This is a genomic window from Plantibacter sp. (assembly GCF_059073635.1).
This window is the reverse complement of the sequence record NZ_JCACOF010000010.1, coordinates 941,912-957,803: the sequence shown is the minus strand read 5'-3', so window position 1 is coordinate 957,803 and position 15,892 is coordinate 941,912. Positions and strand designations below refer to the sequence as shown.

The following is a 15,892-nucleotide window of genomic DNA, read 5'->3' as shown; positions in this document are numbered from 1 at the left end:
GAGGGTCGGTCACCGCCTCGTCGGCGGGCCGTTCACCGGCCGGGCGTCCCGATCGTCTGCAACCCGGTGACCCCGAGCAGTGCGAGTTTCGCCGCGTCCTCGGTGCCCGGTGCCGCCGTGTACACGACGATGCGCAGGTCGCCGCCCGGCGTGGACAGGACGTCGCAGTCGACGGTGATCGGTCCGACCGGCGTCCGCGTGACCGTCTTCCGGCTCGCCCGGTGCTCCGCGACCCTGGCCTCCGCCCAGCGCCGTTCGAACTCGGGTGACACCGATCGCAGCCGGGCCACGAGTCGTGCGAGCTCGTCGTCCCGCGGGTAGCGCCCGACCGCCGCCCGGAGGTCTGCGGCGAGGTCGCTCGCGAACTCCTCCTCGTGCTGCTCGTCGAAGTCCGTGCCGTCGTGCCCCGCGGTGAAGTGCCGCCACACCAGGTTGCGATCGTCACCGACGAGGGCGGAGGGATCGCCGTTCACCGCGGCCCACAGCGGGTTCCAGAGCAGGATGTCGTGAGCGGCGGAGAAGACCGCCAGCGGCACGTCGCCGAGCCGGTCGACGATGCGCTGCACGCCCGGACCGATGTGCCGCGGGACGACCCCGGGCGGTGGTGGCGCGGCTCCGGCGACCCGGTAGAGGTGGTCGCGCTCCTGATCCGTCAGTCGCAGTGCGACCGCGAGGGCCCGCAGCAGTTGCGGCGAGGGATTCCGGGCGCGGCCCTGCTCGAGCCTGACGATGTAGTCCACGCTGATGCCGGCGAGGGCCGAGAGCTCCTCGCGGCGCAGGCCGGCCGTCCGTCTTCCTGGGCCGGCGGGGAGACCGACCTCGGCAGGGGAGACCCGTTCGCGCCAGGCCCGGAGCACACCGGCGAATTCGTCCATCCGGCCATTGTGCCCCCGGTGTCGGTCCGCATCCTGGTACTGCCGGTCCCCCTGTCGACCGGGGCCTGGCGGACCGACCATGCCGGGCGGAGCATGGACCCATGACCACCACACTCATCACCGGGGCCAACAAGAGCCTCGGACTCGAAACCGCACGCCGACTGATCGACGCCGGCCACACCGTCTACGCCGGCATGCGCGACCTGGGCCGCGGCGATGCCGTCGCCGCGCTCGGCGCCCACCCCGTCCAGCTCGACGTCACCGACCAGGCGAGCGTCGACGCGGCGCTCGCAGCGCTCCCGGAGCTCGACGTGCTCGTCAACAACGCCGGCGTGCTCGGTACGTCCTTCGGTGTGGACGACCTCACCCCGGAGTCGATGCAGGACGTCCTCGACACGAACGTCGTCGGTGTCGTCCGCGTCACCCAGGCTGCGTTGCCCCTCCTGCGCCGTTCGTCCCGACCCGTCATCGTGAACGTCGCCTCGGGAGTGGGATGGCCGCGCTTCCTCACCTCCGAGGGGGCCGACGAGTTCGCGGTGCCGACGATCCCGTACGCCGCGTCGAAGGCGGCCGTCATCACGCTCACCGTGCAGTACGCGAAGAACCTGCCCGGGTTCCGGGTGAACGTGAGCGACCCGGGCTACACCGCGACCGACTTCAACGGACACGGAGGCCATCAGACGGTGACCGAGGGGACGGACGCGACCGTCGCGCTCGCCCTGCTCGGTCCGGACGGTCCCACCGGCGAGTTCCACAACCGGCACGGACGCATCGACTACTGAGCGCGAGCCTGGGAGCCGTGCTCGGACGGCCGGCTCCCAGCGGCGCGGACGTAGGATGGACGGGTGAACCGCGCCGACCTCTCCAAGCAGCCCGAGCAGGTCTCGGCCATGTTCGACGACGTCTCGACGAAGTACGACCGCATGAACGCGGTCCTCTCCGTCGGGAACGACGCCCTGTGGCGCATCGCGACCACTCGTGCGGTCGGTCCGGCCGCCGGTGAGCGCATCCTCGACCTCGCGGCCGGCACGGGCACGTCCTCCGCGGCGCTGGCACGCAACGGTGCGCAGGTCGTGGCCGCCGACTTCTCGCCCGGCATGATCGCCGTGGGTCGCGACAAGTACGCCGACCGCTCCGACATCCAGTTCGTCGAGGCCGACGCGACCGACCTCCCCTTCGCCGACGAGGAGTTCGACGCGACGACGATCTCCTTCGGCCTCCGCAACGTCGTCCGCCCGAAGGACGCCCTCGCCGAGATGCTCCGGGTCACGAAGCCCGGCGGCCGGATCGTCATCTGCGAGTTCTCCACGCCGACCCTCGCCCCGATGCGCGCCGCCTACAACCTCTACCTCGAGCGCGTGATGCCGCTCGTCGCCGGCGTCGCATCGTCGAACGCCGAGGCGTACACCTACCTCAACGACTCGATCCGCGCCTGGCCGAGCCAGCCGGAGCTGGCCGCCTGGCTGCGTGAAGCGGGCTACGAGCACGTCGCCTACCGCAACCTCACCGGCGGGATCGTCGCCCTGCACCGCGGACTCAAGCCGGCCTGAGTCTCGTCACCGTCGGGGTTCGTCTCGGCATTCTCGAGGGGTGGAACCTGTTGATCCCGTCACTTCCCGCGAGTCGGCGCGACTGATTCCGTAGCCCGGTCCCGAACGGGAGCATTGACACACGGGTGCGCCCGGCCCTACCGTTCCGTCATGACAGCACAGGACACGGCCCGCGGGTCGCAGCCGGCATCACCCACCGGCGGCAAGGGTCTCGCCACCGGCACCCTCGGCCTCTTCGGCTCCGTGATCATCGGCTTGGCGTCGACCGCGCCGGTGTACTCGCTCGTCGCGACGCTCGGGTTCGTCGTGCTCGCCGTGGGTGCCCAGGCGCCGATCGCCTTCATCGTCGCCTTCATCCCGATGCTGTTCATCGCGTTCGCCTACCGCGAGCTGAACCGCGACGTACCGGACTGCGGCACGACCTTCACCTGGGCGACGAAGGCCTTCGGCCCGGTCACGGGCTGGATCGGCGGGTGGGGCGTCGCGCTCGCCGGCATCGTGGTGCTCGCGAACCTCGCACAGATCGCGGGGCAGTACCTGTGGTTGCTCATCGGTGACGGCTCCCTCGCCTCGAACGTCCCGCTCGTCACCGCGACCGGTGTCGTGTTCATCGCCCTCATGACGTGGGTGTCGTACCGCGGCATCGAGCTGGGGGAGCGGATCCAGAACATCCTCCTCGCGGTCCAGTACCTCGCACTCGTGCTGTTCGCCGTGTTCGCCTTCATCGGAGCGTCGAACGGCACCGCGCCCGACGCGACGCCGATCTCGCTCGACTGGTTCAACCCGTTCGCGTTCACCGATTACCACGGCTTCATCGAGGCGGTGCTGCTCGCACTCTTCATCTACTGGGGTTGGGACACCTGCCTCGCCCTGAACGAGGAGACGAAGGACCCGCAGAAGATCCCGGGCCGCGCGGCGGTCATCTCCACGGTCATCCTGCTGGTCACCTACGTCACCGTCACGGTCGCCGCCATGGTCTACGCCGGACTCGGGACCACGGGCACCGGCCTCGCCAACGAGGACAACGCGAACGACATCTTCCTGGCGCTGAAGGACCTCGTGCTCGGACCGTGGGCGTGGATCCTGGTCGTCGCCGTGCTCATCTCGGCGGTGTCGTCGACGCAGACGACGATCCTCCCGACGGCGCGCGGCACGCTCGCGATGGCTGCCTACAAGGCGCTGCCGAAACGGTTCGCGACCGTCCACCCGACCTTCAAGACGCCGTCCTTCTCGACGCTCGTCATGGGCATCGTCGCGATCGTCTACTACGTCGGCATGACGCTCGTGAGCGAGAACATCCTCGCGGACTCGATCCTCTCCCTCGGACTCGCGATCGCCTTCTACTACGGCATCACCGGGTACGCGTGCGTCTGGTACTTCCGGAAGGTGCTCTTCCGCTCCGCGCAGGACTTCTTCTTCAAGGGCCTCTTCCCGCTCCTCGGGGCGCTCATGCTCACCTTCGCCTTCGTGCAGAGCTGCATCGACATGTTCGACGTCGACTACGGCTACACGGTCCTGTTCGGCGTCGGCGGCACGTTCGTCATCGGCGTCGGTTCGCTGGCCTTCGGTTTCGTGCTCATGCTGCTCTGGTACAGCCGGAAGTCCTCGCGGCCCTTCTTCCGCGGGGAGAGCCTCAACCGCGACACCGAGGTCCTCGTGCCCGACGAGCCGATCGAGTACGGCCGCTCCGTCGACGGCGGTCTCGCCTGACCTCCGGTCCCTGAGCCTCCTCCGGTCCCTGAGCCACCCCTTCCGGTCCCTGAGCCTCCCCCTTCCGGTCCCTGAGCCTGTCGAAGGGCGCATCTCCCGGGGCCGTCCAGGCGGGCCGGGCATACTGGTGGGATGTTGGACACCCTGCCAGGCGGCCCGTGGATCTGGGGCGTCGCGATCGTCGGTCTCGTGCTCGTCGTCATCCTCCTGAACGCCAGGCGGGCGAAGTCCGCGTTCGCGAAGCCGTACGAGCGCTACGACACCACCGAGATCCCGCCGGACACCCCGGGTACCCGTGAGTTCATCGTGCGAGACGACGCGACCGGTGCGCGGCTCCAGTTCGTGGCGTCCGGGCCGTCGGCCAGGATCGCCCTCGTCGTCGTGCCGCCGAAACACCTCGGGACCGGCGTCGAAGCGGGCCTCTTCCGCGCCGCGTTGCCGACCGCCCAGGGTGTCGACGCCTGGACCTGGCCGCCGCTCAACACCGACGGATACTCGATGCTGCTCGACCTCGCGCACGAGTTCCCGCATCTGGCGTTCTACGACGCCGAGGGCGTGCGACTCCGCTGAACCGAGTCATGTGGTCCGACCACAGCTGCCAATCGCCTGATCGCGCCCGTGGATTCCGGTCCTCCGGCACAGGTGACGGGCTGCCCCGGCTAGGCTAGAGCTGTGAATCCCAGCGCGACCCGCCGTGTCAGCAACCTGGCCAGCCAGGCCGGGCTTGCCGAACGCATGTTCGCGACCGGTGCAGACCGCAAGCTCGCCAAGACCATCGACGACGGCGTGGCCCGCCTCGAGATCGGTCTGGAGGAGCAGCTCGGGTTCACCGACGACCTCGTCGACGTCACCGCGCGCTATCTGCTCGAGGCCGGCGGCAAGCGGGTCCGCCCGCTGCTCACCATGCTCATCGCCCAGCTCGGCGACGGCATCACCGACAACGTCCTGCGGGCGGCCGAGGCGATCGAGATCACCCACCTCGGCTCGCTGTACCACGACGACGTCATGGACGACGCCGACAAGCGTCGCGGCGTCCCCAGCGCCCACCAGGTGTTCGGCAACAACACCGCCATCCTCACCGGCGACCTGCTGTTCGCCCGTGCCAGCCAGATCATGGCCGACCTCGGCGAGCGGGCGATCCGGATCCAGGCCGCCACGTTCGAGCGCCTCGTGCTGGGGCAGCTGCACGAGACCACCGGCCCTCGCGAGGGTCAGGACGAGGTCGAGCACTACATCCAGGTCCTCGCCGACAAGACCGGGTCGCTCATCGCCGCCGCGGCCCGGAGCGGCGTCATCTTCTCCAACGCCCCCGAGGTGTACGAGAGCGCGGTCGTCGAGTTCGGCGAGAAGGTCGGCATCGCCTTCCAGCTCATCGACGACGTCATCGACCTGTCGCCGCAACCCGAGGAGACCGGCAAGGTCCCCGGCACCGACCTGCGGGCCGGCGTCGTCACCCTCCCCATGCTCTACCTGCGCCGCGAGGCGGTCGCCGACCCCGAAGCCGCGGCCCTCGTCGCCCGTCTCGACGCCGAGGTCACGGAGACGGACCACGACCCCGTCCGGTTCGCCGCGCTCGTCGCCACCCTGCGCGACCACGCCGTGACCGCGCGGACCTTCGCCGAGGCGCGGCAGTGGGCCGACGAGGCGATCGCGGCACTGGCACCGCTGCCCGACGGCTCGGTCAAGAAGGCGCTCGTGCACTTCGCGAAGGCGATCGTCGACCGAAGGAGTTGATGGCGGCGCCGCTCCACCGGAGCGGCACGGCATCCCAGACGCGCATGCATGACGGCCGGAGCGCTCAACCGGCCGCACCCGGAACCCCGCACGGGGACACGAAAGGAACCACCGTGACCAAGCTCAGGCTGGCCATCGTCGGCGCAGGACCCGCAGGCATCTACGCGGCGGACATCCTCCTGAAGGCGGAACGGAAGTTCGACGTCTCCATCGACCTCTTCGAGCAGCTGCCGGCCCCGTACGGCCTGGTCCGCTACGGCGTCGCGCCCGACCACCCGCGTATCAAGGGGATCATCAACGCGCTCCGCGACGTCCTCGACCGAGGCGACATCCGGATCTTCGGCAACGTCCGCTTCGGCGTCGACATCACGCTCGACGACCTCAAGCACCACTACAACGCCGTGATCTTCTCCACGGGCGCCGTCGAGGACGCCCCGCTCGACATCCCGGGCATCGACCTCGACGGGTCGTACGGCGCCGCCGAGTTCGTGAGCTGGTTCGACGGACACCCCGACGTCCCCCGCACCTGGCCGCTCGAGGCGGAGTCGATCGCCGTGATCGGCAACGGCAACGTCGCGCTCGACGTCGCACGTATGCTCGCGAAGCACCCGGAGGACCTGCTCCCGACCGAGATCCCGGCCAACGTCCACGAGGGGCTGCAGCAGTCGCCCGTGACCGACGTGCACGTCTTCGGGCGTCGCGGGCCCGCGCAGGTGAAGTTCACGCCGCTGGAGCTCCGCGAGCTCGGGGAACTCAACGACGTCGACATGATCCTGGCCGACGAGGACTTCGACTACGACGAGGCGTCGAAGGCGGCGGTGGCGAGCAACAAGCAGGTCATGGTCATCGACCGCGTCCTGCAGCAGTGGCGCAAGCGCGAGACCGGCCAGGCCTCGCGCCGACTGCACCTGCACTTCTACGCGAAGCCGCTCGAAGTCGTCGACGACGGTTCCGGCAAGGTCGCCGCCTTCCGGTACGAGCGGACGAGACCAGACGGTCAGGGCGGGGTCGAGGGCACGGGTGAGATCCGCGAGGTCCCGATCCAGGCGCTCTACCGCGCGGTGGGGTACTTCGGAAGCCCGCTGCCCGGCGTGCCCTTCGACTCGCGGCACGGCGTCATCCCCAACCACGAGGGCAAGGTCCTCCACCCCGAGAGCAACGAGCGCGTCCCGGGCGTCTACGCGACCGGGTGGATCAAGCGTGGTCCGGTCGGCCTCATCGGCCACACGAAGTCGGACGCGATGGAGACCATCAGTCACGTCATCAACGATCAGGCGGACTGGTGGGCGCCCGCGGAACCCGAGGAGGAGGCCGTCGTCGCGCTGCTCGAGTCGCGTGGCGTCGCCTACACGGACCTCGAGGGCTGGCACCTCCTCGACCAGCACGAGATCGCGCTCGGTGAACCACAGGGTCGTGCCCGCATCAAGGTGGTGCCGCGCGAGGAGATGGTGGCGATCTCGCGGGCGCAGTCGTCGGATGACGGGACACCGTCCGCCTGAGTCGCACCGGCGACGGTCGCAATCCGGCCGATCGCCGCGAGTCAAGCCGCTTCACGGAACCCGGTTTCGGCGCGAGTCGGTCACTATGCTGGACGGATGACCGACCCCAACGCGCCCCAGAACGTCCCGTCGGAGCAGCCGACGTCCGTACCGCCGTCCGAGCCGCCGGCATTCGTCGCCGACGGCCAGCAGCAGCAACAGCAGCAGCCGCGCTACGGCGAGATGCACCCGGACCCCGTGCAGCAGCAGTGGGACCAGACGGGCCAGCAGACCCCGGCTCCGCAGCAGGGTGGCCAGTGGGGTCAGCCGCAGACGGGTGAGCAGGCGGGCCAGTGGGGTCAGCCGCAGCAGGGCCAGTACGGCCAGCCGCAGCACCCGGGCCAGCCGCAGCACACCGGCCAGTACGGCCAGGACACCGGCCAGTACGGCCAGCCGCAGCAGACCGGTCAGTACGGAGCCCCCCAGGGTCAGTACGGTCAGCCGCAGCAGGGCCAGTACGGTCAGCCGCAGCAGTACGCGCAGGCTCCGAAGGCGCCGAACCCCCGTGCACGCGAGACGCGTCTCGCCCTCGTGTCGGTCGGGATCGCAGCGGGTATCGCCGCGGCCGTCGCCCTGGTGAGCCTCATCGGGTCGTTCTTCAGCATCTCGGAGTTCTACCCCATCGGCGACGTCCTGTTGAGCTTCGGCGCGAACCTCGTCAACATCGCCCTCTGGGGTGCGGGAGCAGCTCTCATCCTCATCATGGTCCGTCCGCTCACCCGGGTCCGCACCGCCCGAGACCTGATCCAGTCGGTGGGCATCGCCGCGGCCGTCGGCACCGGCGTCATGCTGCTCATCGTGCTCATCGTCACCATCGTGCGCGGCGTCGTCGAGCAGTACGGCACGCCGGCGTTCTTCGTCAACCAGGGCTTCCTCTCGCCGATCCTCTACGGGATCACCCTCGCCGGCTTCCTCACGATCGGCGCCGTGCTCGTGACGCGGTTCGTCGCACCCGAGGGCCTCGCCGACGCTCCGCGCGAGCAGCACAGTGGTCAGCAGCACGGTCAGCAGTTCCAGCAGGGTCAGCATGAGCAGCAGGGGCAGCACCAGCAGGGTCAGCACGACCAGGGCTCGCAAGCAGCACGGTCAGGCGCAGCAGCCCTACGGACAGCAGCCGCAGGCTCCGCAGCAGCACAACCCGTACCAGCAGTAGTCGGAGGTCGGGTGGTCGGCGCGGGAGCCCGACCATCCGACCACCGATCACCGGGCGCGGTAACGTGACGGTATGGCCGGATCTCGAGGGTGGACCGCCGACATCCTCGGCGAGGGCTTCCAGCAGCGCACGCTGAACCTCGAACCGGATGACGAGGGCGAGGTCGTCGCGACCCTCGTCCGCTACCGGATGCCGCCCCTCGAACAGCTGGGCGAGTTCCTCCTGCCCGACGTCGCGGACGGTATCGACGTCCTCTACGTCCACGGCTGGTCCGACTACTTCTTCCAACGTCACCTCGCGCGATTCTGGGCCAGGCTCGGTGCGCGGTTCTACGCGCTCGACCTGCGCAAGTACGGCCGGAGTCTCCGTCCGCACCAGACGCCGGGATACGTCGACGACCTCCGCACCTACGACGAGGACATCGAGGCCGCGCTCGCGGTGATGGGGCACGGCTCCGAGGAGCATGCCGCCGGGCGGCGGACCCGGCGCCGACTCGTCCTCCTCGGCCACTCGACCGGCGGGCTCACCCTGAGTCTCTGGACGGCCAGGAACCAGGATCGCGTCGCCGGTCTCGTCCTGAACAGTCCGTGGCTCGAATTCCAGGCGAGACAGCTCGGGCGGCTCGCGATCGCCCCGCTCGTCCAAGCCGGATCGCGGATCGACCCACGTGCGCAGCTCCCTGTCGTCGACCTCGGGTTCTACACCCGCTCCGTGTCGAGCACGATGGACGGCGCCTGGGACTACGACTTCGCCTGGCGTCCGCTCCACGGCTTCCCGTTGCATCCGGGATGGTTGAACGCGATCCTGCGAGGGCATCGGCTCGTCGACGCGGGCCTGCAGCTGCGTGTGCCGGCACTCACGCTGCTGTCGGCGCGGAGTGTCCTGCTGCCGCGGTGGAACGACGCGATGATGCGCAGTGACACGGCGCTCGACGTCGACGCGGTCGCGGAACGCGCACTCGATCTCGGCGAGACCGTCACGATCGTGCGCCTCGACGGCGCCTTGCACGACGTCTTCCTGTCCGAGGAGCCCGTCCGACAGCGTGCGTTCGAGCAGATCGTCGCGTGGGGACGTGGCTACCTCACGAAGCCGCCGACCGTCGACCGCTAGCGTTCAGCGGGCGGGAGGCGCCGTCGCGAGCCCATCGGACGCCGCGGATCCGGTCGCCCGGCGGCGAGCCAGTCGGCGTAGCTGTGATTCGCGCCGATCGCGCACCAACACGGGACACCGACCTCCTGGCCGGCGCGCGAGGTCCGGAAGAGTTCGAGATGCGACCCGTCCGCGGGTCTCTGGTGATCCACTGCTCCACTCCAACCATCGAGCCCGCTCGTGCGGGTGCTCCGGTGAAGAGAGTGGTGCGGGGGCCGATCATGACGCGATCGAGGTGATCGACCGCGTCCGGCCCGCTAGCGGTAGTTGACGAACTGGAGGTCGATGTCGAGGTCGGCACCCTTGAGCAGCGCCATGGTGGCCTGGAGATCGTCACGGCTCTTCGACGAGACGCGGAGCTCGTCGCCCTGGATCTGCGACTTGACCGACTTCGGGCCCTCGTCGCGGATGAGCTTGTTGGCCTTCTTCGCGATCTCCTGGCTGATGCCCTCCTTGAGGGTCGCCTCGATCCGGTACTCCTTGCCGCTCGCGAACGGGTCGCCGACCTCGAGGCTCTTGAGCGAGATGCCGCGCTTGATGAGCTTGGACTCGAAGACGTCGAGGATCGCCTTCACGCGCTCCTCGGTGTTGGCCTTCATGAGGATCTTCTCGCCGCTCCAGGCGATCGAGGCACCGACGTTCTTGAAGTCGTACCGCTGCTCGACCTCCTTGTGCGCCTGGTTGAGGGCGTTGTCCGCCTCCATCTTGTCGACCTTGCTCACGACGTCAAACGATGAATCTGCCATGTGGACCATGGTAGCGCCGGTGTCGCTCAGGCAGGTGTGGTTGGGTGGGTGCGATGCGCAGCCCGGTGAAGCAGGACCAGCGGACCATCGTCGGACGACGAGGGGCGCTCGCCGGAGCGACCCTGGCGATCGGTGTGCTCGTGTTGAGCGGTTGCGCTCCCGAGCCGGACCCCGTCCCGTATGCGGTCCCCGTCGAGCTCCCGCCGAAGAGCGACGCCCCTGACGGCGGTGTCGCGAACGTCGACCTCGCCGACTCCCAGTGGATCACCGAGGTCGCCGAGGCGAGTGGCATCCCCGAGCGCGCCCTGCGTTCCTATGCCGGTGCCGCCATCCGCAAGGCCGAGCTGACGCCGGAGTGCGGTATCGGCTGGACGACGATCGCGGCCGTCGGGTTCGCCGAGAGCGACCACGGTCGCCACGACGGCTCGAAGCTCGGCGAGGACGGTGTCGTGACGCCGCCGATCTTCGGTGTGCCACTGAAGGGTGGCGAGACCGAGGAGATCACCGACACCGACCAGGGGGTCATCGACGGCGACCCGGTCCACGACCGTGCCGTCGGGCCGTTCCAGTTCATCCCGCAGTCGTGGGAGAACTGGGGGACCGACGCGAGCGGTGACGGCGTGCTCGACCCGCAGAACCTCGACGACGCGGCGATGGCGGCCGCGAACTACCTCTGCCGGGCGAGCGACTACGACATGCGGACGGAGGACGGCTGGCTGAGCGGGATCCGGGCGTACAACTCGTCACCCGAGTACCTTCGCCGGGTCGCCGCCGCGGCGAACGAGTACGCCGAGGCCGTGCCGTCCGACGAGCGCTGAGCGGCCCGGTGACGGATGCCGATGCTGATTTCGCGTCCGGCGGTCTGACGGCTATATTGGTCAAGCGCTTTCGGTTGGCTGTTCGAAAGTCGGTCGGGCGCGCTTGGCGAGTTACCCTAGCGGCCAAAGGGATCTGACTGTAAATCAGACGGCTCAGCCTTCGGGGGTTCGAATCCCTCACTCGCCACGGACAAATCGCCTCATCCTCGGATGGGGCGATTTTTCGTTGTGCTGGCGAGCGTCTGGCGGGAACCCCCGCCGGTCCCTGAGCTGCGCCGCCCTGAGCCTGTCGAAGCGTCGCAGTGCCCACGGAGAACCCCACGAACCCGGACATGCCTCCTCCGGTCCCTGAGCAACCCTCTCCGGTCCCTGAGCTTGTCGAAGGGCGCACGGAGAACCCCGCGAATCCGGCACGCCTCTCCCGGTCCCTGAGCCTGTCGAAGGGCACACGGAGAACACCGCCAATCCGGCCGACCTTCACCGGTCCCTGAGCTTGTCGAAGGGCACACGAGCAGACTTCCACAACCGAGCACGACTCAGCATCTGGAATGTCAGTGGTCCATGGTGGACTTGTTCCATGACCGAGACCACCGCCTCCGCAGTTCGAGCTGGCGACGAGTACGCCGCGCGCCTCGCGGAGTTCTCGGATCACTACGCGGACATCCAGCGTCGCCGCGCGGCTCTGGACGCCGAGGAGGCTCGCCTACTCGCCCGTTCTGCTGCCTACGCGGACGCCTTCGCAGATGCCACCGTCCCGGCGATCTTCCCGCCCGCGGAGCGGCAGGCGCTCTCCCGCCGGTCGACCTGTGCAGCCCTCGCGATGGCGACGCGCACGCCCGAGCGGACCGTTCAGCGGGCGACGAACGGCGCCGAGCGTCTCGTGAACGAAGCACCTGCCGTGCTTGCCTCGCTCGAGGCCGGCCGCATCTCGGCGCGGCACGCGCAGACGATCATCGACCAACTCAGTGATGTGCCGGCTGCAGGGCGGGCGGCGTTCCTGGAGGCGGTGTTGCCGGCCGCGGAGCAGCTGACCAACGCGAACCTCCGGAGGCGCGCCCGCGTCCTGCGCGAGCGCCTCCACCCCGAGTCCATCACCGCGCGCGCAACCCGCTCCGAGGCGGACCGCCGGGTCGGAGTTCGAACCCGCAGCGGACGGCATGGCGTGGGTGCACCTGTTCACCACGGCGCCGATCGCGCAGGGCATCATCGAGCGCGTCGAAGCCGCCGCGGCCGAGTCACGCGCAGCTGGCGACACCCGCACCTGCGCACAACTCCAGGCCGACGCCCTCGCAGCCCTCGCCCTCACCGGCGTCACGCCGGAAGACGTCATGTCGAGCCCGGTGCTCCCGCACCCGATCGAGGTCCAGGAGCACATCAAGCCGACGGTGCAGATCACGGTCCCGGCGCTCAGCATGGCCGGTGTGAGCGATGCCCCGGCGACGCTCGACGGCTACGGCCCGATCGACCCGGAGACCGCGGCCCGCATCGCGGTGAACGCGCCCAGCTTTACCCGGATCCTCGTCCAACCGGAAACCGGCGCGGTCTTGTCGGTCGGGCGCGGCCAGTACCGCGTTCCGGCCGACCTCCAGCGCGCGGTGCGCCTCCGAGACGGCACCTGTCGGGCGCCCGGTTGCGGTCGACGCGCCAGGGCTTGTGACCTCGACCATTCGGTCGCCTGGGAAGACGGCGGCACGACGGATGTCGGCAATCTCGCCTGCCTGTGTCGACATCACCACAGGCTGAAGCACCTCCCCGGCTGGGACCTCGACCACGGGCCCGGCGGGGCCCTCGACTGGACGACACCCGACGGGAAACACCATCGAACCGAACCGGATCCCGCACCGTTCTGACCAGGTTCGGTCCCTGAGCCTGTCGAAGGGGGTGGGTCCTCGTGGGCACTTCGACAAGCTCAGTGACCGGGAGGGGTATGCCCGGAACGAGGAGGCTTCCTCGTGGGCACTTCGACAGGCTCAGTGACCGGGAGAGGCGTGCCCGGGAGGCACCGGTCCCTGAGCTTGTCGAAGGGCACTCGGGTTGCGCTGCCTCGGTGAGCGGGGAGAGGTGTGCCCGGAACGCTTCGGTCCCTGAGCCTGTCGAAGGGTGCTCGGGTTGCGCCGCCTCGGCCCGCGGAGGAGGTGTGCCCGGGTTCGCTCCGGTCCCTGAGCTGCAGCGCACTGAGGCGGTCGACGTGTCGAAGGGCAGGAGGGGCCGCCATAGGGTGGTGGGGTGACCGGACACGAAGAACTCCTCCAGATCGCCACCGACATCGCCGCAGAGGCCGGCGAACTGATCCTGCGCCGACGCCGGGAGGGCGTCGAGATCGCGGCGAGCAAGTCGTCGGTCGAGGACGTCGTGACCCGAGCCGACCGCGAGTCCGAGCAGTTCATCCGCGACCGCCTCCTCGCTGCACGACCGGACGACGGATTCCTCGGCGAGGAGACCGGCAAGGAAGGCGGCGCGACGGGGACCTCCGGCCTGACCTGGGTCGTCGACCCCATCGACGGCACCGTCAACTACCTCTACGACATCCCCGCGTACGCCGTCAGCATCGGGGTCGTCGAAGGTGAACCGGACCCGGCCACCTGGACCGCCCTCGCCGGGGCTGTGGTGAACCCGGTCCTGGGTGAGCACTACACCGCCTCCCGCGGCGGTGGAGCACGACTGAACGGCCGCGCCCTCGAGGTCAACCGAGGCGTGGCACCGAACGTGGCGCTGCTCGGCACGGGCTTCTCCTACACCGCCTCGCGTCGCATGGAGCAGGCAGCCGTGCTCGGCGCCCTCCTCGGGACCTTCCGCGACGTCCGGCGGATCGGCTCCGCCGCACTCGACCTCTGCAGCGTCGCCTCCGGCCGCCTCGACGCCTACTACGAGAGCGGCCTGAAGCCGTGGGACCAGGTCGCGGGCGCGCTCATCGCTGCCGAGGCGGGCGCGACGGTCGCCGGCTTCGACGGTGCTCCGGCCACCACGCAGCTCATCATGGCCGCCGATGCACCGCTGCTCGCGGTCCTCGAACGGCTCCTCGTCGAGCAGGGCTTCGCGACGCCGATCGGGTGACACTCCATGCGCGCCGCCGCCGCTCGCGGTAGCGCTCCGGTGGCGACTCGTTCATAAGAGAACTCTCATATGGCCTCTGACCAGGTCTTTATCGGATAAAACCGATCACTGCCATGGCTTTTTCAGCCTCCCGTTGCTAGCATTTATGCATTCGTTACCTTCGCGTTCCCCCGCGCGGACGGACGTCGAGATCTTCCTGCTAGCCCATTGAAAGGCCCCCGCCCCCTTGTCACGCCATGCAAGCCCTGAGGACACCCCTGTGCTTCCCGACCCTCAGGACCCGCAGAACACGTCTGTCGAGAACAGCGCTGCACCCGTGCAGACGCCGCCGCTCAGCCGCCGTGAACTCCGCGAACGTGAGCGTCAGGCGGCGGCCGCCCTGGAGCACCAGGAGTCCGTGCTGCAGGAGCCGACGCATGAGGCCAGCGCCGACCAGGAGGAGACGGCCGCGGCCATCGACCCGGTCGACCAGATGATCGCCGAGGCGATCGACGCCGTGCACACCACCGACGTCGCCGACATCGCGCCGGTCGAGGCAGAGCCGCTCATCGCCGAACCGGCCGTGGCTTCCGACACCGCTCAGGCCACCGAGTCCATCACGGTGACGGTCGACGCCTCCACCGTCGACGCTCCCCGTGCACGCCGCGCAGCTGCACCGAAGCCGGCCTCGAAGCCCCGCGCATCGTCCCGTCCGTCCGCCGCACCGGCGTCGCCCCGCCCGACGACCATCGCGCGCAAGCGTCGCATCACCACCAAGATCTTCGCGGGTGCCGCGATGGGCTTCGTCGCCCTCATGGCCGTGGCCACCTCGGTGCCCGCCAACGCGCTGCTCACCGCTGAAGACGTCGCGACGTCGGTGGCCGAGGCCTCGCAGGCCGAGCTCGGCGACGGCAACGGGCTGAGCAACCAGGCGTCGCAGTCGCTCGACAGCGAGGGATCGGCTGAGCTGACCTTCACCCGCGACGACTACACGACGAGCACCGTCGAGGAAGCCGCCGCCGCAATGGGCATCCGCCCCGCGAACACCTTCACGAACAACCCGAACGGGACCATCCAGTGGCCGTTCGCGGTCGGTGTCACCATCGGTGACCGCTTCGGTGCCCGCGACTGCGCCGGCTGCTCGAGCGACCACCACGGCCAGGACTTCAACCCCGGCAACGGTGCGCCCATCCAGGTCATCGCCGACGGCGTCGTCCGCCACGTCGAAGACGGCGAAGGCTCGCTCGGCGTCAACGTCATCGTCGACCACACCATCAACGGCCGCCTCGTCTCGAGCGTCTACGCGCACATGCAGCACGGCTCGGTCCGCGTCGTCGAGGGGCAGGCGATCAAGGTCGGCACCATCCTCGGCCTCACCGGCAGCACGGGCATGTCCACCGGCCCGCACCTCCACTTCGAGATCCGACTCGACGGCGTCACCTGGGTCGACCCGCTCGAGTGGCTCTACGCGAACGTCGACTGACGCCACGGAACCCAATGAATTGACTGCCTCGCCCGACTCCGGGCGGGGCAGTCGTGTTTCACCCCGAGGGCGGGTGCCCTTCGACAGGCTCAGGGACCGGTGT

At 69.4% G+C, this 15,892-nt stretch carries 14 protein-coding genes, 1 tRNA gene and 1 pseudogene; 14 read left to right on the top strand and 2 right to left on the bottom strand.

The window, feature by feature from the left end:
• Positions 1-32 precede the first annotated feature (32 nt).
• On the bottom strand, positions 33-875 hold the full coding sequence (locus AC5JOC_RS16665; protein ID WP_494246845.1) for a helix-turn-helix domain-containing protein: 843 nt from the start codon (positions 873-875) through the stop codon (positions 33-35).
• A 101-nt stretch (positions 876-976) separates the two neighbouring features.
• Here AC5JOC_RS16665 and AC5JOC_RS16660 point away from each other — a divergent pair, with 101 nt between their 5' ends.
• From AC5JOC_RS16660 to AC5JOC_RS16625, 8 genes are all read left to right on the top strand, one after another.
• Positions 977-1,657, top strand: coding sequence for an SDR family NAD(P)-dependent oxidoreductase (locus AC5JOC_RS16660; RefSeq protein ID WP_124767388.1), 681 nt, complete (start codon positions 977-979; stop codon positions 1,655-1,657).
• A 63-nt stretch (positions 1,658-1,720) separates the two neighbouring features.
• Positions 1,721-2,425, top strand: a complete 705-nt coding sequence (locus tag AC5JOC_RS16655) for a demethylmenaquinone methyltransferase (protein ID WP_124767387.1) — start codon at positions 1,721-1,723, stop codon at positions 2,423-2,425.
• 150 nt (positions 2,426-2,575) lie between these two features.
• On the top strand, positions 2,576-4,135 hold the full coding sequence (locus AC5JOC_RS16650; protein WP_085514037.1) for an APC family permease: 1,560 nt from the start codon (positions 2,576-2,578) through the stop codon (positions 4,133-4,135).
• Between the two features lie 132 nt (positions 4,136-4,267).
• On the top strand, positions 4,268-4,705 hold the full coding sequence (locus AC5JOC_RS16645) for a hypothetical protein (RefSeq protein WP_079706662.1): 438 nt from the start codon (positions 4,268-4,270) through the stop codon (positions 4,703-4,705).
• Between the two features lie 102 nt (positions 4,706-4,807).
• Positions 4,808-5,869, top strand: coding sequence for a polyprenyl synthetase family protein (locus AC5JOC_RS16640; RefSeq protein ID WP_079706663.1), 1,062 nt, complete (start codon positions 4,808-4,810; stop codon positions 5,867-5,869).
• 113 nt (positions 5,870-5,982) lie between these two features.
• Positions 5,983-7,368: an FAD-dependent oxidoreductase gene (locus AC5JOC_RS16635; protein ID WP_079707009.1), complete on the top strand. Its 1,386-nt coding sequence runs from the start codon at positions 5,983-5,985 to the stop codon at positions 7,366-7,368.
• Positions 7,369-7,464: 96 nt separating this feature from the next.
• Positions 7,465-8,628: a hypothetical protein gene (locus AC5JOC_RS16630; RefSeq protein ID WP_494246844.1), complete on the top strand. Its 1,164-nt coding sequence runs from the start codon at positions 7,465-7,467 to the stop codon at positions 8,626-8,628.
• 4 nt (positions 8,629-8,632) lie between these two features.
• Entirely contained in the window at positions 8,633-9,670 is a 1,038-nt protein-coding gene (locus AC5JOC_RS16625; RefSeq protein ID WP_494246843.1) for an alpha/beta hydrolase, read from the top strand.
• Positions 9,671-9,966: 296 nt separating this feature from the next.
• Here the strand turns inward: AC5JOC_RS16625 and AC5JOC_RS16620 are convergent, their stop codons facing one another.
• Positions 9,967-10,455, bottom strand: coding sequence for a YajQ family cyclic di-GMP-binding protein (locus tag AC5JOC_RS16620; RefSeq protein ID WP_056014685.1), 489 nt, complete (start codon positions 10,453-10,455; stop codon positions 9,967-9,969).
• Positions 10,456-10,508: 53 nt separating this feature from the next.
• On the opposite strand from AC5JOC_RS16620, the gene AC5JOC_RS16615 reads away from it, so the two are divergent.
• From AC5JOC_RS16615 to AC5JOC_RS16590, 6 genes and pseudogenes are all read left to right on the top strand, one after another.
• Positions 10,509-11,273 (top strand): lytic transglycosylase domain-containing protein, encoded by a 765-nt coding sequence (locus AC5JOC_RS16615; RefSeq protein ID WP_124767385.1) that lies wholly within the window; start codon positions 10,509-10,511, stop codon positions 11,271-11,273.
• Between the two features lie 105 nt (positions 11,274-11,378).
• Positions 11,379-11,460 (top strand) — tRNA-Tyr (locus tag AC5JOC_RS16610).
• A gap of 390 nt (positions 11,461-11,850) precedes the next feature.
• Positions 11,851-12,405, top strand: a pseudogene (locus AC5JOC_RS16605) (DUF222 domain-containing protein); the annotation flags it as partial.
• Between the two features lie 25 nt (positions 12,406-12,430).
• Positions 12,431-13,123, top strand: a complete 693-nt coding sequence (locus tag AC5JOC_RS16600; RefSeq protein ID WP_494246842.1) for an HNH endonuclease signature motif containing protein — start codon at positions 12,431-12,433, stop codon at positions 13,121-13,123.
• A gap of 376 nt (positions 13,124-13,499) precedes the next feature.
• Positions 13,500-14,327, top strand: a complete 828-nt coding sequence (locus tag AC5JOC_RS16595; protein WP_124767383.1) for an inositol monophosphatase family protein — start codon at positions 13,500-13,502, stop codon at positions 14,325-14,327.
• Positions 14,328-14,586: 259 nt separating this feature from the next.
• Positions 14,587-15,789, top strand: coding sequence for a M23 family metallopeptidase (locus tag AC5JOC_RS16590; protein ID WP_494246841.1), 1,203 nt, complete (start codon positions 14,587-14,589; stop codon positions 15,787-15,789).
• Positions 15,790-15,892 lie beyond the last annotated feature (103 nt).

Coding starts and splice junctions, on each gene's coding strand:
- AC5JOC_RS16660 (WP_124767388.1), top strand. CDS start 977: ATGACCACCACACTCATCACCGGGGCCAACAAGAGCCTCGGACTCGAA.
- AC5JOC_RS16645 (WP_079706662.1), top strand. CDS start 4,268: ATGTTGGACACCCTGCCAGGCGGCCCGTGGATCTGGGGCGTCGCGATC.
- AC5JOC_RS16600 (WP_494246842.1), top strand. CDS start 12,431: ATGGCGTGGGTGCACCTGTTCACCACGGCGCCGATCGCGCAGGGCATC.
- AC5JOC_RS16650 (WP_085514037.1), top strand. CDS start 2,576: ATGACAGCACAGGACACGGCCCGCGGGTCGCAGCCGGCATCACCCACC.
- AC5JOC_RS16665 (WP_494246845.1), bottom strand. CDS start 875: ATGGACGAATTCGCCGGTGTGCTCCGGGCCTGGCGCGAACGGGTCTCC.
- AC5JOC_RS16625 (WP_494246843.1), top strand. CDS start 8,633: ATGGCCGGATCTCGAGGGTGGACCGCCGACATCCTCGGCGAGGGCTTC.
- AC5JOC_RS16615 (WP_124767385.1), top strand. CDS start 10,509: ATGCGCAGCCCGGTGAAGCAGGACCAGCGGACCATCGTCGGACGACGA.
- AC5JOC_RS16620 (WP_056014685.1), bottom strand. CDS start 10,455: ATGGCAGATTCATCGTTTGACGTCGTGAGCAAGGTCGACAAGATGGAG.
- AC5JOC_RS16630 (WP_494246844.1), top strand. CDS start 7,465: ATGACCGACCCCAACGCGCCCCAGAACGTCCCGTCGGAGCAGCCGACG.